The sequence below is a fragment of the Mycobacterium sp. 852014-52450_SCH5900713 genome (assembly GCF_001667075.1).
Classification (GTDB): domain Bacteria; phylum Actinomycetota; class Actinomycetes; order Mycobacteriales; family Mycobacteriaceae; genus Mycobacterium.
In genome coordinates, this window is sequence record NZ_LZIL01000078.1 from 168,036 (window position 1) to 190,613 (window position 22,578).

At 66.0% G+C, this 22,578-nt stretch carries 20 protein-coding genes and 1 pseudogene; 3 read left to right on the forward strand and 18 right to left on the reverse strand.

What is annotated here, in order from left to right:
• Window positions 1–36 precede the first annotated feature (36 nt).
• Window positions 37–1,098 (reverse strand): succinyl-diaminopimelate desuccinylase, encoded by a 1,062-nt coding sequence (gene dapE, locus A5773_RS23860; protein ID WP_067792921.1) that lies wholly within the window; start codon window positions 1,096–1,098, stop codon window positions 37–39.
• A gap of 36 nt (window positions 1,099–1,134) precedes the next feature.
• On the opposite strand from dapE, the gene dapD reads away from it, so the two are divergent.
• A complete protein-coding gene (dapD, locus tag A5773_RS23865; protein WP_156622569.1) occupies window positions 1,135–2,088 on the forward strand; it encodes a 2,3,4,5-tetrahydropyridine-2,6-dicarboxylate N-succinyltransferase in 954 nt (317 codons plus the stop codon).
• A gap of 6 nt (window positions 2,089–2,094) precedes the next feature.
• Here dapD and A5773_RS23870 read toward each other — a convergent pair whose 3' ends face one another.
• The 17 genes and pseudogenes from A5773_RS23870 to A5773_RS23945 form a co-directional block, all read right to left on the reverse strand.
• Entirely contained in the window at window positions 2,095–3,390 is a 1,296-nt protein-coding gene (locus A5773_RS23870) for an MFS transporter (protein ID WP_067792924.1), read from the reverse strand.
• 85 nt (window positions 3,391–3,475) lie between these two features.
• Window positions 3,476–4,885 carry an acyl-CoA synthetase gene (locus A5773_RS23875; protein ID WP_067792927.1) on the reverse strand — a complete coding sequence of 470 codons (1,410 nt, stop codon included), beginning with the start codon at window positions 4,883–4,885 and terminating at the stop codon, window positions 3,476–3,478.
• A 28-nt stretch (window positions 4,886–4,913) separates the two neighbouring features.
• Window positions 4,914–5,822, reverse strand: a complete 909-nt coding sequence (locus tag A5773_RS23880; RefSeq protein WP_067792930.1) for an alpha/beta fold hydrolase — start codon at window positions 5,820–5,822, stop codon at window positions 4,914–4,916.
• A gap of 236 nt (window positions 5,823–6,058) precedes the next feature.
• Window positions 6,059–6,817, reverse strand: coding sequence for an SDR family oxidoreductase (locus tag A5773_RS23885; protein ID WP_067792933.1), 759 nt, complete (start codon window positions 6,815–6,817; stop codon window positions 6,059–6,061).
• 287 nt (window positions 6,818–7,104) lie between these two features.
• The gene (locus tag A5773_RS23890; RefSeq protein WP_232001965.1) at window positions 7,105–8,571 is read right to left on the reverse strand and encodes an MFS transporter; all 1,467 of its coding nucleotides are present in this window, start codon (window positions 8,569–8,571) and stop codon (window positions 7,105–7,107) included.
• 142 nt (window positions 8,572–8,713) lie between these two features.
• Window positions 8,714–8,863 (reverse strand): annotated as a pseudogene (locus A5773_RS23895) (oxidoreductase); the annotation flags it as partial.
• Window positions 8,860–9,249, reverse strand: coding sequence for a Rid family hydrolase (locus A5773_RS23900; RefSeq protein ID WP_067792936.1), 390 nt, complete (start codon window positions 9,247–9,249; stop codon window positions 8,860–8,862). The pseudogene A5773_RS23895 and the gene A5773_RS23900, both read right to left, overlap by 4 nt.
• Before the next feature lie 51 nt (window positions 9,250–9,300).
• Window positions 9,301–10,194 (reverse strand): NADP-dependent oxidoreductase, encoded by an 894-nt coding sequence (locus A5773_RS23905; RefSeq protein WP_232001967.1) that lies wholly within the window; start codon window positions 10,192–10,194, stop codon window positions 9,301–9,303.
• 96 nt (window positions 10,195–10,290) lie between these two features.
• A complete protein-coding gene (locus A5773_RS23910) occupies window positions 10,291–11,793 on the reverse strand; it encodes an NAD(P)/FAD-dependent oxidoreductase (protein ID WP_067792942.1) in 1,503 nt (500 codons plus the stop codon).
• Complete coding sequence (locus A5773_RS25790) at window positions 11,790–12,305, reverse strand: hypothetical protein (protein ID WP_232001988.1); 516 nt, start codon at window positions 12,303–12,305, stop codon at window positions 11,790–11,792. The genes A5773_RS23910 and A5773_RS25790 overlap by 4 nt, the downstream gene beginning before the upstream one ends.
• A gap of 84 nt (window positions 12,306–12,389) precedes the next feature.
• Complete coding sequence (locus A5773_RS25795) at window positions 12,390–12,836, reverse strand: cupin domain-containing protein (RefSeq protein ID WP_082948371.1); 447 nt, start codon at window positions 12,834–12,836, stop codon at window positions 12,390–12,392.
• Window positions 12,837–13,095: 259 nt separating this feature from the next.
• Window positions 13,096–14,016: an NADP-dependent oxidoreductase gene (locus A5773_RS23915; RefSeq protein WP_067792945.1), complete on the reverse strand. Its 921-nt coding sequence runs from the start codon at window positions 14,014–14,016 to the stop codon at window positions 13,096–13,098.
• Window positions 14,016–14,261 carry a hypothetical protein gene (locus A5773_RS23920; protein WP_082948372.1) on the reverse strand — a complete coding sequence of 82 codons (246 nt, stop codon included), beginning with the start codon at window positions 14,259–14,261 and terminating at the stop codon, window positions 14,016–14,018. The genes A5773_RS23915 and A5773_RS23920 overlap by 1 nt, the downstream gene beginning before the upstream one ends.
• 649 nt (window positions 14,262–14,910) lie before the next feature.
• The gene (locus tag A5773_RS23930; protein WP_231989125.1) at window positions 14,911–15,267 is read right to left on the reverse strand and encodes a phosphoenolpyruvate carboxylase; all 357 of its coding nucleotides are present in this window, start codon (window positions 15,265–15,267) and stop codon (window positions 14,911–14,913) included.
• A 556-nt stretch (window positions 15,268–15,823) separates the two neighbouring features.
• A complete protein-coding gene (usfY, locus tag A5773_RS23935; protein ID WP_156659082.1) occupies window positions 15,824–16,135 on the reverse strand; it encodes a protein UsfY in 312 nt (103 codons plus the stop codon).
• A gap of 42 nt (window positions 16,136–16,177) precedes the next feature.
• Complete coding sequence (locus A5773_RS23940) at window positions 16,178–16,558, reverse strand: hypothetical protein (protein ID WP_067792948.1); 381 nt, start codon at window positions 16,556–16,558, stop codon at window positions 16,178–16,180.
• Between the two features lie 437 nt (window positions 16,559–16,995).
• The gene (locus A5773_RS23945) at window positions 16,996–18,693 is read right to left on the reverse strand and encodes a sigma-54-dependent Fis family transcriptional regulator (protein ID WP_304441419.1); all 1,698 of its coding nucleotides are present in this window, start codon (window positions 18,691–18,693) and stop codon (window positions 16,996–16,998) included.
• A 369-nt stretch (window positions 18,694–19,062) separates the two neighbouring features.
• Between A5773_RS23945 and A5773_RS25800 the strand changes: the two genes are divergently transcribed.
• Both A5773_RS25800 and A5773_RS23950 read left to right on the forward strand, forming a co-directional pair.
• Window positions 19,063–19,278: a hypothetical protein gene (locus tag A5773_RS25800; protein ID WP_082948373.1), complete on the forward strand. Its 216-nt coding sequence runs from the start codon at window positions 19,063–19,065 to the stop codon at window positions 19,276–19,278.
• 475 nt (window positions 19,279–19,753) lie between these two features.
• Complete coding sequence (locus tag A5773_RS23950; protein ID WP_066944875.1) at window positions 19,754–22,546, forward strand: LuxR family transcriptional regulator; 2,793 nt, start codon at window positions 19,754–19,756, stop codon at window positions 22,544–22,546.
• Window positions 22,547–22,578: the final 32 nt, after the last annotated feature.

The window sequence follows — 22,578 nt, forward strand, 5'->3', positions numbered from 1 at the left end:
GCCGAGCGTCACGCCAGTGTGACCGGCCGGCGAAGACTAGCCCAGGTAGCCGCGCAGCATGGCCACCGCGGCGGTGATGTTGCCGACGGCGACGCGCTCGTCGCGCGTATGCGCGAGGTTGGGATCGCCCGGCCCGAAGTTCACCGCTGGTATGCCCAACGCGGCGAAACGTGCGACATCGGTCCACCCGTACTTGGCCCGGACCTGCCCCCCGGCCGCCTCGACCAGCGCCTTGGCCGCCGGCTGAGACAGCCCGGGCAGCGCGCCCGCGGCCGCATCGGTCTGCTCGATCCGCACGTCGAGCCCGTCGAACACCTCGTGCACGTGCTCGAGCGCCGCGGCCACCGACCGGTCGGGAGCAAAGCGGAAGTTCACCGTGACCGCGGCGGCGTCGGGAATCACGTTGCCCGCCACGCCGCCCTCGATGCGCACCGCCGACAACCCCTCGCGATATTCGCAACCGTCGATATCCACGGTGCGGGCGGAGTATGCGGCCAGCCGATCCAGGACGGCCCCTAGCTTGTGAATAGCGTTGTCGCCCAACCATGGTCGCGCCGAGTGGGCGCGGGTGCCGGTTGCCGAGATCACGACGCGCAGCGTCCCCTGGCAACCGGCTTCGATGTAGCCGCCGGTGGGTTCGCCCAGGATGGCCACGTCGGCGGACAGCCAGTCCGGCAGCTCACGCTCGATGCGGCCCAAACCGTTTGCCGCCGCCTCGATTTCCTCGCAGTCGTAGAACACCAGCGTCAGGTCGTGAACCGGCTCGGCGACGGTCGCGGCCAGATGAAGGAAGACGGCGTCACCCGATTTCATGTCCGTGGTGCCGCAGCCGTACAGGTCGCCGTTCGCGCGGCGGCTGGGCAAATTGCCGGCCACCGGGACGGTGTCGAGGTGCCCCGCCAGCAGGACCCGCGACGGGCGCTGGTGCCGGGTGCGGGCGAGCACGGCGTTGCCGTTGCGAACGATCTCGAAGCCGGACGTCTGGGCGCGCAGCGCGGCCTCCACTTCGTCGGCCAGGCGCGCCTCGTCTCGCGATTCGCTGGGGATGTCGACCAACGCAGCGGTCAGCTCGATCGGATCCCCGCGCAAGTCCAGCACGGGTCCCAGGTTATCCGCTGCCGAGCGGCAAGTAACCTGACCGCCGTGACTGGAGCTGTAGGCATCGGGCTGGCGACGCTGGCCGCCGACGGATCGATCCTCGACACGTGGTTTCCCGCACCGGAACTGACCGAATCGGGCACCGGGGGCACGTCGCGGCTCGCCCTGTCGGACATCCCCCCGGAGCTGGTCGCACTGGTCGGCCGGGACGACGACCGCGGCACCGAGAGCATCGCCGTGCGCACGGTGATCGGCTCGCTCGACGACGTGGCCGCCGACGCCTACGACGCCTACCTTCGGCTGCATCTGCTGTCGCATCGGTTGGTGGCGCCGCACGGGCTGAACGCCGGCGGCCTGTTCGGGGTATTGACCAATGTCGTGTGGACTAACCGCGGCCCGTGCGCGATCGAAGGGTTTGAGGCGGTCCGGGCGCGGCTGCGCCGGCACGGACCCGTGACCGTCTACGGCATCGACAAGTTCCCGCGGATGGCCGACTACGTGGTGCCGACCGGGGTCCGCATCGCCGACGCCGACCGGGTGCGGCTGGGCGCCCACCTGGCGCCGGGTACCACGGTCATGCACGAGGGCTTCGTCAACTACAACGCCGGCACGCTGGGCGCGTCGATGGTCGAGGGCCGCATCTCGGCCGGCGTGGTGGTGGGTGACGGGTCGGATGTCGGCGGCGGCGCCTCCATCATGGGCACCCTGTCCGGGGGCGGCACGGAAGTCATCTCGATCGGCAAGCGGTGCCTGCTCGGCGCCAACGCGGGGCTGGGCATCTCGCTGGGCGACGACTGCGTCGTCGAAGCGGGCCTGTACGTGACCGCAGGCACCAAGGTCGCCACTCCCGACGGCCAGGTGCTCAAAGCCCTGGAGCTGTCCGGCGGCAACAACCTGCTGTTCCGCCGCAACTCGGTCAGCGGCGCCGTCGAAGTGGTGCCCCGCGGCGGTCAGGGCATCGCCCTCAACGAGGACCTGCACGCCAACTGAGCGCAGCTATACGTCGGCGGCGACCTTCACGGCGGCCGGGGCGGCGCGCAGCGCCTTGCCCATGGTTTCTGGCAGCAGATACACGGAGACGAAACTGGCCACGACCAGGGTGGCCATCATGAGCCCGATCGCCCAGCTGCCGTAGGTGGCCAGCAGCGTGCCGGCGACTAGCGGCGGCACGGCGGCACCGAGAATGCCGGCCAGGTTCATCGCCACCGCCGCTCCGCTGTAGCGGTAGCGGGTGGCGAACAGTTCGGGAACGAACGCCGCCGTCGGCCCGTTGGCCACCGCCGCGGCCCCGAACATGCCCAGGACGGCGACCGCGTACAACACCGGCTTGCGGGTGTCCAGCAGCGGGATGACCGCGAACGCCCACGGCAGGCATGCCGCGAGCCCGCACAGCATCACCCGGCGGCGGCCGACCCGATCGGAGATCCACGCCGAGAACGACACGCACGCCATGCTGGTCAGGCCGCCCAGCGCGCCGACGCCCCAGATGAAGCTCCGCGAATAGCCGAGATGGTTGTGGGCGTACATGACCAGGAAGGTGTTGCCCAGGTACACGAAGCCCATGCCGCCCAGGAAGGCGCCCGCGACGAGCACGATCTCGCGCCGCTGGAACCGCAAAAGCTCCGCCAGCGGCGCCTTGGGCAGCTCGTCGCGGGCCTTCTCCTCCACGAACAGCGGGGTCTCGTCGATGTTGAGTCGGACGTAGAGAGCGATACCGATGAGCGCGCTGCTGATCAGGAAGGGCACCCGCCATCCCCATTCCATGAACGCGGTGCTCTTCTCACCCATGGTGAGGTCGACGGCGAGAAAGGTCAGGCTGGCCAGGATCCCGGCGGTGCCACCGCCCAACAGGGTGAACATGCCGTACCAGCCGCGTTTGCCGGACGGCGCGTACTCGGCGCTGAGCAAGACCGACCCCGCCCACTCGCCGCCGACCGCGAATCCCTGTAGCAACCGCAGAACGATGAGAATCAACGGCGCCGCGATGCCGATCGACGCTGTGCTGGGGACCATGCCCACGCTCACGGTCGACGCGCCCATGATCAGCAGGGTGGCGACCAGCGTCTTCTTGCGGCCCAGCCGGTCCCCGAAGTATCCGAAGACGGCCGCGCCCAACGGACGGGACAGGAACGCCGTCGCGAACGTCGCCATGGAGGCGACGGTGGCCAGCGTCGGGCCGAGGCGCGGGAAGAACACGGTGGGAAACACCAAGGCGGCCGCGGTCCCGTAGATCAGGAAGTCGTAGAACTCGATGGCCGAGCCCACGAGACAGGCCGCCGCTATCCGCCGCATGGGCGTGGCAGGCCGATTCACGGTTACGACGGTAGGTGAAGCTCCGCGGTCACGCTCTTCGCTGAAGCTGGCAACTTCCTGCGTGTCAGCCGTCGGACAGCAGCTGCTTCTTGAGCACCTTGCCCATCGCGTTGCGGGGCAGCGCGTCGACCAGGCGCACCTCGCGTGGCCGTTTGTGCACCGAGAGTTCTTGGGCGACGTGGTTGATCAGGTCGTCGGCGTTCAGGTCGGCCGCGCCGACGATGAACGCGACGATGCGCTGGCCCAGGTCCGGGTCCGGCATCCCGACGACCGCGGCCTCCCGCACCCCGGGATGCCCGAGCAGCGCCGTTTCGATTTCGCCGGCGCCGATCCGGTAGCCGCCGGACTTGATCAGGTCGACCGACTCGCGGCCCACGATGCGATGCATGCCCCCGCCGTCGATGACGGCGACATCGCCGGTGCGATACCAGCCGTCGGCGTCGAAGGCTTCGGCGGTGGCCTCGGGGCGGTTCAGGTAACCGTCGAACATCATCGGGCCCCGAACCTCAAGCTTGCCAACGGTTTCCCCGTCGTGCGCCACCTCGCCGCCGGTGTCGTCGAGCAGTCGGGTTTGCACGCCGGTGAGCGGTAGGCCCACCCATCCGGCGCGTCGCTCGCCGTCCGCGCGGGTCGACAGCGTGATCAACGATTCGGAGGCGCCGTACCGTTCGATGGGCCGGTGCCCGGTGAGCCGGGCCAGCCCCTCGAACACCGGCACCGGCAGCGGCGCGCTCCCGGAGACCAGCAGCCGCGCCGGGCGCAGCGCCCGGGCGGCGGCCTCGTCGGCCACCACCCGCGACCACACGGTCGGCACCCCGAAGTACAGGGTGCCCCCTGCGTGGGCGTAGCCCGCCGGCGTCGGTTTTCCGGTGTGCACGAAGCGATTTCCCACCCGCAGCGACCCGAGCAGTCCCAGCACCAACCCGTGGACGTGAAACAGCGGCAGCCCGTGCACCAACACGTCGTCGGCAGTCCACTGCCAGGCCTGCGCCAGGGCGTCGAGGTCGGCCGCGATCGCGCGGCGGCTCAGCACCACGCCCTTGGGTAGGCCGGTGGTGCCGGAGGTGTAGATGATCATCGCGGTGGCATCGGGCGACGGCTCGGCGTAGCGGTGCCAGGACCGGGCGTGTAATCGCACCGGGATGTGCGGCAGTCCCTCCGGCTCGTCCGGGACGGGGCCCAGCCAGGCCTGCACTCCCGAATCGGTGAGCATGTGCCGGCGTTCGGCCGCTCCCACGTCGGCGGGCACCGGGACGAAGGGCACGCCGGCGATCAGGCACCCGGTCACCGCGAGCACCGTCGCCGCGCTGGGCGTGGCCAGGATCGCGACCCGGGTCGCGCCGGCGACCCGCTCGGCCACCGATGTCGCGGCGCCGACCAGGTCGCTGCGACTCAACACGGCCCCGTCGATGCGTACCGCGTCGGCGATGTCGGTGGCGGTGACCGCCGCGGGATTCAGGGACGCCAGCAGCACGTGAGCAGGCTACCCGGCGGCCACCGGGTCAGTCCCGCTCGTCCCAGATCTTCATCAGGGTGGACAGGATCTCCTCGCCGCGCCCCAGCCCGCCGAGGTGGCTCTCGCCGTGCAGCACGAGCAGCTCGGCGTCGGGCAGCAGCGACACGACGTGCTCGCCGTGTGCGAACGGGACGATGTGGTCGCTGTCGCCGTGCCACCAGCGCACCGGGACCTTGACCTCGTCGAGCCGGAATCCCCAGTCCTGGGTGAACAGGATGACGTCGTTGAAGGGGGCCGCGAGTTGCTTGCGGCTGCCGTTGAGCAGGTCGTCGAGGAACATCGCTCCGAACTCGGGCCGGGTGAGCAGGCGCCGGTCGCCTTCGGGCGATATCGCGGCATACAGATACAGCGCGGGATTGGCGACCGGCCGGATCGCGCGGACCACCAGGCTCGCGCCGATCCGCAGCGGGTCACCGCCCAGCTTCAGCAGCGGCGCCACCCGCTTGCCCAGGTTCATCAGGCCGCTGGTGATCCCCTCCTCGCCGAGGAAGGGCGCGACGCCGCCGAGCACGCCGGCCGCCACGACCCTTTCGTGCAGCGCCGCGGCGGACGCGAGGGCGTACGGACCGCCGCCGGACAGGCCGATGACGGCCATGTCGTTGATGCCGAGCGTGTCCGCGATCGTCCGCAGGTCGTCGGCGAACGCCCGGATGTTCTCGTACCGATGGGGTGTCGACGAGCCGATTCCGGGGCGGTCCAGGCCGATCAGCCGGATCTTGTTGTTTTCGGCGTAGAGGCGGGCCTCGACCGGGATCTGCCGGCGAGCGCCGGGGGTGCCGTGCAACCAGAACATCGCGCGCCCCTGCGGGTCGCCGAATTCGGCGAACCCGATCTGGCGGTCCTCGCCCACGGCGACGTTTCCTTCGAGCTTGGGGCGGGCGATCTGGATGACCATGTCAGCAGCCTCGCATGTGACAAGCCGTTTACCAAAGGCTCACGGGTCAGGCGTTGAGCGGGCGCTCTCCGATGACGTGTTCGGCCCGCAGGCTCGCGACTTCGAATAGAAGCTTTGGCGCAAGCTTGCGAAGCAAGGCAATGCCCGGAGTCGACGATGGAGACTTGAAAACCTGCCTGTTGCGAACGCAAGCAGACCTGCGCGATTGGGATCACTCCTGTTGCCATCCAATGTCCCTAAACGCGGCGGCTGAAATGTGCTTCGATCCAGTCGGAGTACCGAGTAGTGAAGATGGTGGCGTTCTCGTCGGGGGCGAGGGCGTGATCGTCGATCACGGCACCGAAGTATGGCGCCTGGGCGTCAGTCACGACCTGACGTTGATCACCAATGGCGGCAAGGCCCGTGCGGACGAAGTCGTCCATTCCCATTGCTTCGGGTCCAGCGATCTCCGTTACTCCGTTGATGGGATGCCCGACCGCCGCGCGGGCCACGGCGGTGGCGACATCGTCGGCCGCGATAGGACGGAACAACGCGTGGGGCAACCTGACAATGTCTCCGTCTGTCGCGGAATCGGCCAAGCCAACCGCGAATTCGTAGAACGGAGTTGCCCGCACGATCGAATAGGGCCGGCCCGAGTCCTTGATCAGGTCTTCCTGAGCTGCTTTCGCGGTGTTGTAACCGCTATCTGGCATGGTCTGCGCGCCCACTACGGACAATGCGACATGGTGCTTGACTCCCGCTTCCCGTTCAGCAGAAAGAAGATTCGTGGTCGTGGTTGTGAAGAAATGCATCACAGGTCCGTCGTCGAACAGTGGTGAATCGGCCACGTCGACCAGGACATCCGCGCCGGCGACGGCGTTGGCAAGGCCTTCACCGGTGAGTGAATCGACACCTGATCGGCGTGAGGCGGGGATCACGTCGTGCCCCTGCACGCTGAGTTTGGAAACTACTTTCGAGCCGATCAGCCCGCGCCCGCCCATGACTACGATCTTCATGATGAACCTTTCAGAGTTGCGTTTGATTGGTCACTTCGGTTTCGTGCCTTCCGCCGCCGTTCGAACCGCCGAAAGTCGGTAGTCTCACCGATGGGCTCTTCGTATCGACGCCGCATACGGCCCGTGATGAGGCGCCCCGCAAAGGAAGTGACGATCCCGCCCGGGTCTGGTCGTACTGAGCATGAAGCGAGGCGGGGTGAGTTGTCATCACCCCAACCACCTATTCACCCGGGGTGAGTAGTACGCCGCCGTGAACCGAAGCGTGATTGGGTCGGTCGGGTGAACGATTACTGCGGAGGTGATGGTTCAGTCGCGGCTGAGGGGCTGCTGGCCAGGGCGGGTTGCACACCGGGCCGGTCGCGGCATAGCGCCGCGATGTCGCAGGGCACAGGTTGACACGCAGGGAGATTGGTTATCAACAGCGCGGCGCATAATGCGCCAAGGCCGAAGAGTGCCGCGCTCAGCTCTAACACGTGGGCGAATCCGATGGCGCTCGCCGTACCAGTGCTGATCAGGCCCAGGGACCCGATCGATACCAGCGCGGCCAAACGCGAGACGCCGTTGTTGATCGCCGACGCCACCCCGCTGTTCTCGGTCGGCACCGACGCCAGTGTCACCGACGTCAGCGGTGTGATCGTCACGACCAGCCCGATGGCCAGCACGGTCATCCCGGGAACCAGGTCGGTGATCGCTTGGAAACAAATAGGTTTCGGGCGGATCAGGAGCAGCCCGATCCCCGCCAAAGCGGGGCCGACAATCAGGAACGCACGTGGTCCCAGCCGGGCGGCAATGCGGCCGACATGGCGGGCGAATAGGAACGACAGCGCCGGGATCGGCAGGGTGGCCAGTCCGGCCGCGGTGGCTGAGTATCCGCCGATTTCTTGGGTGTAGAGGGCGATCGCCAGTGATCCCAGCGTCAACCCGCCGTAGACGAACGCGGTGACGAGGTTGGCGGCAGCGAAGTTACGAAAGTTGAACAGCGGCAACGGAAGCATCGGAGACCTGCTGCGGTGCTGCCAACTCACGAAGCCGGCCAGTGCGGCGATCCCGATCACCGCTGGTGTGAAGACCGTCGGGACGGTCCAGCCGTCGCGTTGCGATTCGATCAACGCGTATACGGTCGCCGCCAACCCTACCGCCGACAAGCCCACCCCGGGGGTATCAACACGGGCGCCTTCGACGCGCCCCGACATCGGACACAGCCAGAACGTGAGTGCATACGCGACCGCCATTGGTATCGATGACAACACGAAAATCCAACGCCAACCCAAGAAATCGACGCACATCCCGCCCAGCAGGGGGCCTAACGCAAAGGCCGTTCCCGTCCACCCGGTCCAGACGCCGATCGCCGCGGACTGGCGTGCCTTGTCGAACACCGTGTTGATCAGCGCCAGCGAACCCGGCACGAGGAAAGCCGCACCCAGCCCCTGGATGAGGCGCGCGGTGACCAGCATCGCCGGTGAGGTGGCAGCCGCCGCCAGAACCGAGCCCGCCCCGAACGCCAACAGCCCGAACCTCATCACCGGAACGCGTCCGAACAAATCCGAAATGGACCCGCCGGGAAGAATCGCGGCCGCCGTTGCCAGAAGGTAGCCATCGATGATCCATTGCTGCAACGCCAGACCGCCGCCGAGGTCGTGCTCGATGGCCGGCAAAGCCAGGTTGATGACCGTGGAGTCGAGGAACGCGACCATTGACACCATCACCGCAACCACCATCGCACGGTTGGTCGGTGCCGCATCGCGCAACGTCACTGCCGCCACCGTTCGGCGAGTGGCGATGACCGAGCGTCAGAACCGTTGTGTGCGTCAGTCATTGGCTTGCTCACCACCGATCGATATGCACCACATCGCCGACCGGAATCCGCCGAGGCACGGCGGAAGGTCGTCCCGGTGTAGTTGCAGCGGGTGCCTGCACCGCGATCCCCAGGCATTCCCGGATCAGGCCGATGGGAACAGGTTTGGTCAAATCGAGACGTTTGCGCACGGAGCGGGTCGTGGTCAGCAGTGCGTCAGTGGACAAGTCGATGATGGGGTAATCGCTCATGCCGGTAGGATGGCCGTGACTTCGACTTCCACGCGGATGTTTGGCCACACCAGCCCTTCGATGATGCTGAACATTGCGGCGGGTTCGTGGCGGATGATCTCTTTGCTCACCGCCAGGTAGGCGGACGCGTTGTCACGGCTGGTGACCCATTGACGCATGTAGACGATATCGGTGAGCTTGGCGCCGGCCTTGGCGAGCGCCTTTTCGACATTGGCCCAGCACTGCCGGGCTTCGTCGGCGAAGTCCTCGGGCAAAGTACCGTCTTCGCGCACCCCGGGCGTTCCGGAGACGAAAATCTCTGTGCCGCCGCCGGATACGGCGACAGCGTCGGCGTATTGGCCGATGTGATCGGCCACTCCGGTGCGGATCCGGGTAATGGTGGTCATCTCGAGACTCCTTGGTAGTGTGAGGTTTTTCGGTGTGTGATGGCATCTTCGTCAGGTGTCTGTCTTGATGACCACTCCGCTGGGCTCGTGGCCTGCGACCACTTGTGCGAGGGCGTAGGCGGCCTGATCCAGGCCGCAGGAACGCGGGGTTGGCATACTCAGCCGATGCGAGGCGAGTAGCGCGGTCAGGCGGTCGAGTTGAGCGCCGTCGGAACGGACGTAAACCGCGGTCACGCCGATGCCGCGAGTGGATGCGGGCGGGTCGGGAGTGATGGTGGCCAGCCGGCCGCCGTCGGCAAGCGCGGTCATCGCCGCAGCGGCACCGCTGGGGGCTGCGTTAGCGACGGTGTTGATGGGGTTCTTCGCCAATCCCCTTGCCTGTTGTGGCCACATCCGATCGCGGTAGTCGATTACTTCGCGCGCGCCATACCCCCGGACTCGGTCGGCGCTCCGCGGGCTGGCGGTGGCGAGCACGTCGACGCCGCGCAGGGCGGCGAGCTGCACGATGAGCCCGCCGGTGATTCCGCCCGCGCCGTGAACGAGCAACCTTTCTCCAGCGTGAAGGGCCAACGTCTCGCCGACCACCTGCTCGGCGGTCAACGCCGGCACCGGAAAGATCGCTGCGGTCTCCCACGAAATCCCTTGCGGTTTACGGGCTAGCGATCCCACGGCTGCGATCAAAAAGGGCGCCCACGTACCTTGGTCGCGCAGCGGCACCGGGTGACACAGCACCTCATCACCCACACTGAATCCCTTCGCGTGGGCACCCACGGCCGCGATGACCCCGGCGGCCTCGACACCGAGCGCCAGCGGAGGGCTGATGCCGACGTCCCAGCCACCGGTGCGAATGATGTCGTCCCAATTGCCGACTCCTGAGCTGCGAACGTCGATGAGAACCTCGTCGTTAGCCAACGGCCGCGGTTCGTCAACTTCGATCGTCTCCACTTCGCCACCGAAAGCTCGGACCCCCGCTGCGAGCATGGTCACGGTGAGACGACCAACCAGGCGCACATCATTTTGGTTCCTCTCAAGAATCGTTGTCTAACCAGTCTGGTAAGCAAGGTGATTCGCTTGATCGCTGTCTTGTGTTTTCTGCCCCGCGTTTTCCGGTAACGGGGCAAGTTCGGACTCTTGGTCGAGTAGCAGATCCCAGACCTGATTGACCGTCGGATGTGGCGCGACCGCATGGCGCAGGAGACTGACTGGAACTTTCGCGACAATAGCCAGGGTGGCTGCTTGCACTAGTTCGGAGAACTCCGGGCCGACAAATGTCGCCCCGAGCAGTGTGTTCGTCTCGGCGTCGATGACCAACTTCGCCCATCCCTGGAAACCATCCCGGAAAAGGGCCAGGAACGACAGTGTGCCGGGGTAACAGGCAGTTCGCGTCCGCACCACGAACCCCTCTGCTAGGGCTTGACTTTCGGAGCGCCCCGCCCTGACGACTTGAGGCTCGGTGAAGATAACCTGCGCGAGGCTGCCCGCATCACGGGCGGCCAACTCGTTCTCCCTGAGTTCTCGCCCCGCGGCCCGCGCCGCGATGATGTCGGCCACGAGATGGCCGTGATAGGTGGAGATATGCGACAACCGAGCGCGCCCGGTGGTATCGCCTAAGGCGTACAGCCAGTGGCCTGTGACGCCGACCGCCTGGAGATGGTCGTTAACAGCGACGAATCCGCCGCTCGGCAGGCCAAGGGTTTCCAGTCCGATGTCGTCTGTGTTGGTGCGCCGTCCGGCAGCCAGGACGACCTCGTCTACCTCGATGGTCTGGCCGTCGAAAGTTGCGGTGACGGGCCCGCCCGCCACGGGGCGGGCTACCGCCGACAACTCCGTGTCAAAGTGGATCGTGAGGCCTTTGCTTCGCAGCGACTGCGCGACCAGGTCGCGGGCTTCGGGTTCGCAGCCGGGAAGCAGAGCATTCCCGCGTACCAGAAGTGTTACCGCCGAGCCCAAACCGGTGAGGATTGTCGCGAACTCCACACCGACGGGGCCGCCACCCACCACCAGCGCGCGAGGCGGCACTGCCGTCATGGTCGTCAAGTCCCGATTGGTCCACGGGCGTGCTTGCGCCAACCCAGGTATCTCCGGCACGTTAGGACGTGTGCCGGTGGCCACCACGACCGCGTGGCGTGCCTCCAAAACGGCTTGGGTGTTATCGGCACACGCCACCCGCACTGTTCGCTCGCCGCTCAACCGGCCGAACCCATGAAACACCGCTACACCCGCTTGCCGCAGTGATGCTGTTCGGTCTTGGTCCGAGAGGTGCTCGATGATCGCGTCGCGTTTGGCGAAGACGGCCGCAATGTCCAGTCCTTCGTCCGAAACGGTCTCTCGCACCCCGGGGACGGCCTTCGCTAGGTTGAACACCTCGATCGGACGAAGCAGTGTTTTGCTCGGGTTGCAGCCCCAGTAATGGCACTCCCCAGCGACTAGACGATCCTCGATGAGCGCTACCGCAAAGCCTGCCGACGCAAGCTTTCGCACGGCGGCCACGCCGCCCACCCCGCCGCCCATGACGACCACGTCGAAGTCTTGGCCGGCTTTCATCTACCGTCACGTCCAATAATCGGCAACGTTGGCCGGCTGCAACGGCACCAGTCGGCATGCGTCGAATGTGCGGATTCGACACGGCGCCAGGGGCGGTTGTTAACGGTGGCTGTGCCAAGTGTTGCATAGGCTGCGGCTGCGCTTGCAGCGGAGAAGACGCTGTAGCTAAGGGGTGATTCTGCGCCCAGGGATACGGCCATCGCGGTTCCAAATACTATGAGCACCAAGCAAGTCGCCGCGCCGATGAGTCTTGGCCGCCAGCCGGTCAGGAGCAAAACGCCCAGGGTCGCTTCGGTCACGGTGGCGGCCCAGACAATGACGGTCAATAGCCATCCGGAAGCAAACGGAACAAGCCTGTGGACATAGCCGGCGAAAGCTCCCATGCTCCCCCAGCTACCCTGCCCAAACGGCTTCCACCAACCGAATCGGTCGGCAACAGCGGACAGAAAGGCCGCCGCGAGCGACAACCGTAGGGCTATCTGGACAAGCTGGCTCGAATCACGCGTGCGCATGGACTGCTCCCGCTGTGTCGTATTGCGGCGATGGATGATTGTCGTCAAATTCGTTCATGTCGAGCAATCCAAACTTCTGGATCGCTAACGCGTCGGCTCAGTTCTCGCGTTGTCGGCCGTGGTGAGCGGGGCGTCGCCCGTATCGAGTAGGAAGACGGCGAGAAGTTCAGCAGGTTCGGTGGCGCTGGCATTTTCACTGATCGTGTGGTGTGCGCCGGGGGCTTCACTCCAAGTCTCACCGGCGTGATAGATGCGTGCAGGCTCACCTTCGACTTGGCTGCGGATCGCTCCGGAGATCACGTAGGCCATGATGAACGCCGATTTCGCGTGGTGGTGAGCTCCGCTTCTTGCTCCGGGCGGATAGCTCACGGTCACTGCTTCAAATGATTTGCCCGGAACGTTGGTCGGTTGATTGAAAACTGTTCGGACAACCGGGTTTTGATCAGAGTTCTCTGGCGCCGGTTCGGCATGGGCCGCGGGCGCGAGCAACACCGCAATAGTGAGAGCGGCGAGTGGTATTTTTAAGACCATTTTTGACTTGCCTTCGCTTCGGATGTCTTGACGACTAGCTGAGGTGATTGCACGATCTGGGCTGACCCGCGCACGCCCGGAGACGGATCGCACCCCGTAACCGGCACCGGTAGCTGGCAGCGACGGCGCGCGGTCGCTTGTTTCTGTTGTACCCCAAAGGGTTCGGTGGACCGACGTGGGGGTAAGACGCCTCCCAGTAACACGCGAGCAAACGAGTGTATGCACGCGTGCACGCACTCCAATCACGAAAGGTTCCATTTCAATCTTCTGCGACGCGCAGGATCGTCTTGCCAGGGACGCGCTTGCCGTTAGCGAATGCGGTGGCAGCTTCGGCCAATGGCAGCACGGCACCCACCACCGGTTTGAGGCGTCCATCGCGTACTCGCACGGCGAGCTCGGCCAGCTGGGCGCGATCGGCTTCGACCAGGAAGAAAACTGCCCGCCCGTCGCGCGGCTGGGTCTTTGGCGGCTCGGCGATGGTGACGAGCGTTCCGCCGGCCCGCACCAAAGCAGCCGATCGGTCGAGGACCTCTCCGCCTATCACGTCAAACACCACGTCGACTTCGCCGGCGTCCTCTAGCTTTTCGGTCTCCAGATCGACGAAGGTGTGGACGCCGACCTCCCGCGCCCGGTCTCGGTCTGCGGTCCGGCCGGTACCGATGACGCGCGCACCGACCTCGCGAGCCAGCTGCACCGCTATCGACCCAACCCCACCCGCGGCACCGTGGATCAGAACCGTTTGTCCGGGTACGAGGCGGCCGTGGTCGAACAGGCCCTGCCAGGCGGCTAATCCAGAGATCGGCAGCGCCGCCGCCACAACATGGTCGATGTCCATCGGCAGCGGTGCCAGATTGCGGGCTTCCACAGCGGTGTACTCCGCAAGCGAGCCGTTGCGGGCCCAATCGGCGAGCCCGAACACCCGCTGACCGATGCTTAAAAGTGTTGTGCCGTAGCCCAACTCAACCACGACGCCCGAAAGCTCGTGGCCGGGCACACTCGGCATCCGGTCATGGCCTGCGCGGTCGATCCAGGTGTGCGGCCAGTCAAGCTCCCCGCGTGTGAAACCCGCGGCGTGTACCCGCACGACGACATCGTTGTCGGCGGCCTGGGGATAAGGCAGGTCGGTCAGCGACAGGCCAGCGACACCGGCGTCCCGATCTGAAACAGTGATGGCTTGCATTACACGTCCTTCCTGATGTTGGGTGTTGTCGCCGGGTCAGCCGTGGGTTGCGGTTGTACGCTGACGAGCTCAAGGCCCAGATCACGGACCCGGTCCAGGAGCCCGTAAAGCTGTGACTGGTCGCGGATTTCACCGGTAAATTCGGTTCCGGCCGGACCGGCCTGCAGGCTCATCCCTTCTAGCGCGGACCCGAGCCGCTCGCTCAGGCTGCCCCGAATGCAGATCCGGTACATCGTCGGCTGCACTTGATCCTCCGCTCGCCAGCTGATGATTCAGCGTTCACCGACGCGGGGTGAGTCGTCATCACCCGGCGAGCTAATTCACCCGGGTGAATGCATAGGCATCACTGGGCGGATCGGCGAGCATCAGGCCGGCGACAGGAGGACTCTGGGTTCACATCTCAAGCGCTGCTGCCCTTACCCAAGACGGCGAGGTTCAGCGTTCCACCGCAGCCAGCGCGGTGTCAGCGCCAGTCGCCGCCATCTCGCGGCCGCGGTGTCACAGTCATGGTGCACTGGCGCCGAGCCAGGCCCCGGGCTCATTGTGCCAGCTCTGGTTTGACGGCCGACGCGCATGCCCGGCATAAGCGCGCACTCTGGCGGTCGGCGAATCTTGGTGATGCACTCAGTCTTTGACATGCACCTCCGCACACCGGGCACTCTTGGCCGGCGGCAGCCGCCTGATGGTCACGGCGCTCCCAGACGGCCGCTCGTCCCCGCCCCAACGCCTTGCGGCGTCGCCTACCCCCGCAGGCGATCATCCCGGCCGCAACCAAGGATCCCGCACAAACGGCGGCGGCGACGCCGAAATCGACCAGCTGACCATTGATCAACACGAGGACCGCATAATCACCGGCCGCCACAGCCACAAACAGGGAGGCAATGCGTAATCGCGTCATGGCGCCAGCCCGTCGAGCCCGATCGAGCGGACGGCAAAGATGCTGCGCAGGTATCCAGTGGGACGCCCGCATGTGGCGCACATCGGATGTGTGCCGCATCGGGACGCCACCTCGCGTTTATCGCCGACGTAGGTCGCCATCGCCCACTGCACGGTAGCCAGACAGGGTTGACAGAGCGTCTCGATGAGGTCGCCGTCTGGGGTTAGCCCCATCTGGTCACATCCGTCGACGGCGTGTATCTCGGCGACCGCGACCGCCGGCGCACCGCACGCAATGCCGGTCGACACGCCCTGGGCACTACAGATGGGCTGCAGCGCGTGTAGTTGATCTTCGATCGTCGGCACGGTCTCCATGACGGCATCTCCTTTCCGATGGGCCCAACGCCGGGCAGACGCGGCGGCGTCCCGGATTCGATGCGGCAGCCATGGTGTTCGCGCGGCGCCGGATGCGCATTCAGCAGCCGGTCGTTGAAATTGGCGACGCCTCATCTGATTTCTCCAATTTGTGGCGATGGTTTCTGCGGTGGCTAACGCAGCAAGGTGTCCACCACCACCGCGACCCGTTGCTCACTTATGCGGCTCCGAACGCAGACCGGGTACAAGGTTCGGTTCCACGTATCCTCGGCTGCGATCTGTTAAGCCAGCATTCAGTGAGGTGGGATGAGTGGACATCACCCCGCAAACTGATTCACCCGGGCGATTTGGCGAGTATCGCTAGCGGTAAGGCAGTAATCGGTTTGCGATTGCGGCAATGGCGATCACGGAAGAAGCGCCTGGAAACGGGGCGGGGGCGATTCACTCACAAGCAGAAATACGAAATATGTTGGAGTGCAACATCATAATAGGTGCGCAGGCGTTACGGCTTGCACGTCCGTGAACGTCATTGTCGACGGGGCGCTCCGCTGTGTGATCAGCGAGTGCGCGGGTGCGTCCGACTGCCTGGGTGTGCGGCGTCCCACTGCGCATCGATGCGGGTCACACGGTGGTTCTCGATGATGAGCCAGAGCGCTCCGGCGACCGCGCCGAGGACGGCGATGAGCACCGTGGTGGAAAGCCATTCGTAATGTCGATAGGCAGCGGCTGCCGCCGTGCTGATCAGGCCGAACATCGCCACGACCAGCAGGATCAGCCCTGGCCAGAAGAAGTTATCCTTCATCGCAATACCCGCGTGCGGTTGCGTGGTCCGGGCGTGATCCGTCGGATCGTCATGGGTGTCTCCCATCACGGCTCCCTCCGTCGTCGGATGAGATATCAAAATATTTGGTCAAGCGGAGCCGGCCCCGTCGCGGATGAGCAACTCGGGCAGCGTAATCGCCCCAATCGTTGTCACCAGCCACACCACAACCGTCGTGGCCAGCCAGGATGGCACGCCGTCAATAATTAGCCCGTGCGTCAAGACCGACGCGAGGATCAACGCGACGATCGTCAATGCCAAACCGGTGCCCCCAAGAAACAGCGACGCGTACGGATGGGGCAACTTCAAGATCCACAATGACAGGACCGCCTGCGCTGCCGCGAACACCACTACGGCGACGACGAACCCCGATGCCGACAACGAAACTGCAGGAACGATCCAGGCCGCAATCAGTAGTCCGATCGCCCACGATGCCAGCAGCACAACTGCCCACAAGACGACTTGTCTCATGGCAATGTCGCCAACGCGTCCGCGAGTTCGATCTCGGGCAACGCATCCAGTGCATCGAGTCGTCGAGTTGGTTCAGATACGGGAGCGCGTCGTTGACGAACCGCGCAGGTCAGCTCTGGGTCGCGCGAAGCCAACCGCGAGCCGATGGCTGCCGGGTGGTCAACCGTTGTTGCCATGGGCACATCCTGGGCCTAGTCGGGGTCAGTTGTCATCGTCCGAGTCGCCGATTCACCCGGGTGATTCTCCGAATTCCCGGCAACCGGGGTTCACCACCGAGCGCGGGGTGAATCAAAGCTGAGCGCGTCATTTTAAGACGCCGCGGTGCGCTGCAGTCCTCTGCTTTGGCTATCCGGAGGCAGCGACAGCAAATGACGGGGGCCGCGGCGCTACGCGGGATGACTGTGGGCCAATGCTTTTGGGCCGACAAGCGTCGGGGATTACGCGATGCCGTAGTCGTTTATCTTGCGGTAGATGGTCGCCCGCGACATTCCCAGGGCGCGCGCCGCCTCTTGCTTGTTGCCACGGTTGTCTTGGAGGCTACGGACGATCGCGTCGCGCTCGAGGGCTTCCATTTGGGTCAGCTTCCGCCGCGTGATGGAGCGGCACTCCGGTGGCAACTTGTCGGCGCTGATGGTTCCCGATCGTTGGCGGGCAACGGTTTCGGTCAGAACGCGCCGCAGCTGCGAGACGTTGCCCGGCCACGGCAGCCTGCTGAGTTGGCGCATGGCATCGGGTGCAAGCTTCACATCAGCACCCCGGGTGATCTCACGCAGCAACAGAGGCACCAATTCCTCGAGGTCGTCAATCCTGTGTCGCAGCGCCGGCACTGTGACGGTATGGGTGAACAGCGGCAGCAGCTGCTTGATCGGTGCTGAAGGAGGCCCGGAACTCCTGGTCGCCGCGATCCATCCCCGGCCTGCGCGCGTGGCCAGCATCGAGGTGATCGATTCGAGTGTGTCCTTGTCGATGTCATCCACGTCGCCGATCACCACCGCGAAGTCCTCATCGCCGGACGCAGCCGCCAGCTCGGCAACGAGACGCGTCGCGTTGGGGAAGGTCTCGGCGCGCATCACCCGGACAGTTCGGCCCGGTTTCACGTCCCGCCCCACCGCCTGGGCCAACCGTGCCCGGCCGGATCCTTTCTCTCCTTCGAGCATTACCCAGTCTCGGTCGCGGCAGCACTGCCGCACCTGCTGGCAGCAGCGCAACCACGCGCTGTTGCGACCTGCCAGACCAGGGATTTGGGTGTACGACGAGTGGCCGACTGGCGCCGGGCGCGAGCTCGTCTCGGCGGAAAGATCAACGTGGAAAACGACATTGGTCCGGCCGCTGCGTATCGTCGAGCGGTCGGCGGCAGTGATTTTGGCGATGCGCCCGCTTGGCAGAACAGCCAGCGCCGTGCCCGACAGCTTGGAGCTGAGCAGATCCGAGGCGTGTTCGAGCAGCGCGGTCTGCTCGTTGCCGTCCAGTGCCCGACGCAGATAGGGGTTGATCAACACCACATCGCCACCAATCGCGAGCACACCGCTCGAAGACCGCCGTGCCTGCTGCAGATACGCCTCCAACAGCGCAGTCTCACCCTGATGGGCCACCGCCCGCATGCGATCCTCAATTTGACGACCGGCGCTGGTAGCCAGCGCGAGCAACAGTGGGTCGGATTCGTCGGCCAGACAACTCAGATTGACGGTGCCGATTACCCTGCGCGTTATCGGATCCCGGATCGGCGAACCCGCGCACGCGAAACCGGTGAACATAGCGACGAAATGCTCGCCGCCGCAAATGAACGCGGGCCGCCCGGTCTCGAGCGCGGTGCCAATCCCGTTGGTGCCCGCCACCTCTTCAGCCAAGCTATAGCCCGGTATGAGGCTCACCCTGTCCAACGCGTTGAGGATGGACACTTCTGCGGCGGTCCGTTCAACCACCACCGCGTCGGTTGATGTCAGGATGACGCTGACAGCTTGCGCAGCCAGGTCATCGGTGACGCACCGCAGCACCGGCGCGGCCGCACGCGCCAACCGCGAACCCATATTTGGTTCACGCACATACGGCAGCTCGACCCGGTCCGGGTGAACGTGCAGGGCCTCGGACCGACGCCAGGAATCCAGCACGCTTGGGGGCAAGGTCTCCGCCTCCAAGGACCCCTCGCACAAGAACCGTTCCCTCACCCGGCGAACATCGGTTTGGACGCCGGCCCGCAAGATCATCGACGCATGGACCTCGCTCCCGACAGAGCGGTGCAGCCGCCCCCCAATACTGGCGTCTCAGATTGAGACGGCCAACCCTGCTCAGATTGAGACGTTCAGTGTACGCCCGCGGCGGTGTCATGGGTCATGTCAGCTAACACATCGGACGGATCGGAAGAGTGATGGTGAGGCCGCGGCGGATGCAGCGCCGAAACGCAACGGCGGCTTGGCCGCCGGGCGATCCAAGGCCGGCCATCCCCGCTCGAGTCACCCGATGCAGCGCGACAACCACAGCGGTGATGCAGCGAAAGGCGTGGAGAAATGACCATCTATCAGCTGACCGATCGCCTACACGACGGCCGCACCGTACGCGTCCAAGCAGATCAAATCGCGGCGACAGTGGCGTCATGGCTGGCCGAGCTGGGCGCCTGCAGTCCATTAGTAGAGCTGCTCAGTCGAGCGGTGCGCGATGGTGACTGGCCTGCAACGCACGAGATAGCGGACTATCTGTCGGTCGAAGTCCAGGTGGCAGCATGACGTCGCGGGGGGAGTCGGAACCGCTTTTTGAGGCAGGCTCGATCCCCTCACCGACGAGGCCGCTGTTTCAGACCGCCTTCGACAACTTTGATCGCCGGTCACCCACCGCGGTGGACATCCAGAATCCCGATCGCCGCCATTCGCTCGCGATCGAGGGTCGCCGGAGCCAGTCTGGCGACTTCGCGTTGCGGTGGTGGGCCAGCGAGGCTAACGCCCCCGCACCGTGTAGGGGCGGGCTCCGATGACGGTCAGGCCACCAACTTCTGCCCCTTGTGTTCCCGTGGATCGTCAGCGCCCACCCGAGCGCGTGAATGTGCCAGGTGCGTCGCAACAAATGGTCGAAGCCGTTTCACAGGAGGTGGGGCGCGGTAACACGCCTACACTGGCTACCAGCGCTAATGGTCGCGACAACTGTGGACGATACAACGGGGAGGCCTTCCGCCCACCTGCTTCACGTCGGGGGGCGGCTGTTCGCGTGAGCACCGCCAGGACGTCGGGGAACGTGCGCATACCGCCGATTCGTGGGCGAACGGGCGAGCTGAAGGTGATCGACGCGCTGGTCGCGGCGCTGGCTCAGGGGCGCGGGGGCGTCCTGGTCATCGAGGGGCCGCCGGGCATCGGGAAGAGCCGCTTGTTGACCGAGGTCTTGGCGCGCGCCGAGGAAGCCGGTGTTCGGACACTATTCGGCGAGGCGTTCGAGTACCAGCAGACGGTGCCGTTTTTCTCGCTCTTCATGGCAACCCTGCGCGCGGATCCCCCTGTCGGCGATGCGGAAGCGTTGCGCCGCCTAGGCGGCTCGGCCGATCTGCGTTACTGGGTGGTACACGATCTGGCCGACGCGATTCATGCGGCAGCTGCGGAAATCCCGCTGGCGATTGTGCTGGAGGACATCCACTGGGCCGATACCGGCACGGCGTTGGCGCTGCGGTCGCTCGCCACAATGCGCCCGGATGTGCCTGTTTTGTGGGTGCTGACCGCCCGCGCCGGGGCTGGCGGGCCTGCGGTGCAGGAGACCTTGTCGGTGCTGGACCGCGCGAACGCCACGTTCGTGCGATTGGCCGCCATGGCGCCGGACGCCGTCGCCGACATGGTCTGCGACGCCGTGCGGGCGAGGGCAGATGCATCGCTATTGGATCTGGCCGCCAAGGCGCACGGCAATCCGTTTTTGGTCACCGAGCTGATCGGGGGTCTGGGCGAGGAAGGCCGGCTCAATCTCTCCGGGGGCCGTGCGATGGTCACCGGAGACGGGTTGCCGCGGCGCCTGGGCGCAACGATGCATCAGCGGCTCGACCTGCTCTCCGAGGGTGCTTCCGAGGTGGTGCGGGTGGCCGCGGTGCTGCCCGACCGGTTTTCGGCGGGCTTGCTGGCCGCGATGCTGGAACGGTCGCCCGCGTCGTTGCTCTCGGCGCTCGAGGAGGCGGTGCGCGCGGATCTGCTCGTGGAAGATGGTGAGCGGCTGAGGTTTCGGCATGACTTGCTGCGTGAGGCCACCCGGCAGTCGTTACCCCAGTCGCTGCGGCGAGCGATGGAGCGCCAGTCGGCCTCGGTCATGCTGGGCATGGGCGCGGCCCCGGCCGAGGTCGCCACCCAGCTGGCCCGAAGCGCGGAGCCCGGGGACAGGGAGGCGGTCGGTGCCCTGCGGCAGGCCGCTCAGTCGGTGGGCCGCGGCGATGCGAGTGCGGCCGCGGACTTGTGCAAGCGTGCGTTGGATTTGTTGCCCGACGATGACGCTGAGCACGGCTCACTGGTAGCTGAAACGGTGGAGTTGCTCAACCGGGCCAGCCGCTACGGCGAGGCCGAAGAATTGGCGGTCACCGCGCTCTCGGAGGCGGCGTCGCCGGAGGAGGAGGCGGAGATTCGCCTCCGGTTCCCGACGATCAATATGCACAGTGCCCAGCGGCGGGTCGAGGAGAATCGCCGAGCGCTGCAGTTGGGCGGCGTCAGCGAGGTCACCCGGGCGCGGCATCTGGCCTTGCTGGCCTACAACCTGCTCTACGACCAGCGTGGGCAAGAGCGCGCGGCGGCCGACGAGGCCGCTGCGGCTGCGGCAGCGACCGGCGATATCGAGTCCAAGATCGTGGCCGATGTCGCCCTCGCTTGTCTCGACTGTGCGGACGGCTATGCGGGCCGCGCCCTTCGCCGCCTCGAGGAGGCCGGCGCGCTCGCCCGCGCGAGTGATCCGACACCGGCCCATGACTTGCTTGCGGCGCACCACGCGAACCTGCTGGCGGTGGTCGGCCGGTTGGACGACGCCGCAGCCCAGATCGCCAACGGAATGGAGCAAGCCCGCCGGGAACGCAACGCGATGGCCCTTGATATCTGGGCCGACATCGACGCCTGGGTTCATCTCGCCGCGGGCCGGTTGTCCGCAGCTCGCGCCGAGGTTGAATCCCTGCCACGCCCGCGGCGGACAGGCGCGACCGACCTGGACGTGATCCGCATGGCGCTTCTGGCCAAAGTGGCGGCGCACACCGATGACCGAAACTTGCTGCAGCAGACGGCCAATGACGCTCGTAACGCGTACCCAACCGGCGCATCTACCGTACGTCGGGCAGCGGCACACGTGCTCGCGCTGGCAGCGTGGCAGCGCGACAACGTCCATGACGCGATGCGCTGGCTCGGCGACATCACCCTACTCGGGACACCACTCACGCCTGAGGTCTTGGATCTGGTTGCCTTGGGTGCGCGGGTGGCCTCGGCCGGCGGCGATGCCGGTTTACGCGCACGTGTCCTGCAGGCCACCGAGGCACTGGAGCGTGAGCGGTCACCGGTGCCGCTGTTCTCGGGGGTGGCCGGATATGCCCGCGGAATCCTCGAACGCGACGTCGACGCATTGGTGGCGGCCGCGGAGTTGCTTCACTCGTCGGCGCGGCCGCTCCTTTACGCAAGCGCGGCCGAGGATGCCGGCGGCGAGCTGAGCCATGAACAACGCAACGCTGAGGCGCTCGACCATCTCAACGCGGCATTCGACACCTACGTCGAGCACGAAGCGATTTCCGATGCCCGCCGGGTCGGCCGCGCGCTGCGCCGACAAGGCGTGGAACGGCGCATCGTCACCCACCAGCGCGCAGCAACCGGCTGGGACAGCCTCACCGACTCCGAACTCAAGGTCATCAACCTCATCGCACAAGGCGCGACCAACCGCGACGTCGCCACTGCACTGCACCTCTCGCCCCACACCGTCAAGACCCACGTCCACAACGCATTCGCCAAACTCGGCATCACATCCCGCGCCCAATTGACGCAGCTCATGCGGCCTTCGGATTGACCGACAGCAAATCTGGTCGATGCAGTGCACGG